Genomic DNA, 435 nt, shown 5'->3' on the forward strand with positions numbered 1-435 from the left:
TGAAAATCAGCTCGCCATTGGTTTGGGGGATTTCAAAAGTGTTCAGGCGATTGCAGTGGGATATTATCGTTATTTAGACAATGGCTCACTATTCAATGCAGGCCTATCAGCCACTTCCAGCTTTGATGAGAGCTCTGCACAGCTCGGTTGGACACTGCTTTGGTAAACAACTCATCTACCACTAATTCATAAATACTTGAGACGATGCTAATGACTGGTAAATCCCTTAAAAAAGCTCTGATGGTTACACTTTTGAGTGCGTTCGGGTTCGCAGCCAACGCCGATCAAGTAGTGCTAGATGATCAAATTGTAAAAGGCAGCACTTGTGTCGGCAGCGCTTGCGTCGATGGTGAGGACTTTGGATTTGACAGCGTTCTAATCAAAGAAGATGACCCAAGCATCCTATTTCAGGACACAAGCGCCTCATCCAGTTTT

1 protein-coding gene and 1 pseudogene are annotated in these 435 nt (G+C 44.8%); both read left to right on the top strand.

From position 1 onward, the window contains the following. Positions 1–16 precede the first annotated feature (16 nt). Positions 17–166, top strand: a complete 150-nt coding sequence (locus QWI17_RS23725; protein WP_368045379.1) for a hypothetical protein — start codon at positions 17–19, stop codon at positions 164–166. A gap of 44 nt (positions 167–210) precedes the next feature. Continuing rightward, positions 211–435, top strand: a pseudogene (locus tag QWI17_RS20120) (hypothetical protein); the annotation flags it as partial.

Origin of the sequence: Gilvimarinus gilvus, from assembly GCF_030518155.1 — a bacterium.
Lineage (GTDB): Bacteria > Pseudomonadota > Gammaproteobacteria > Pseudomonadales > Cellvibrionaceae > Gilvimarinus > Gilvimarinus gilvus.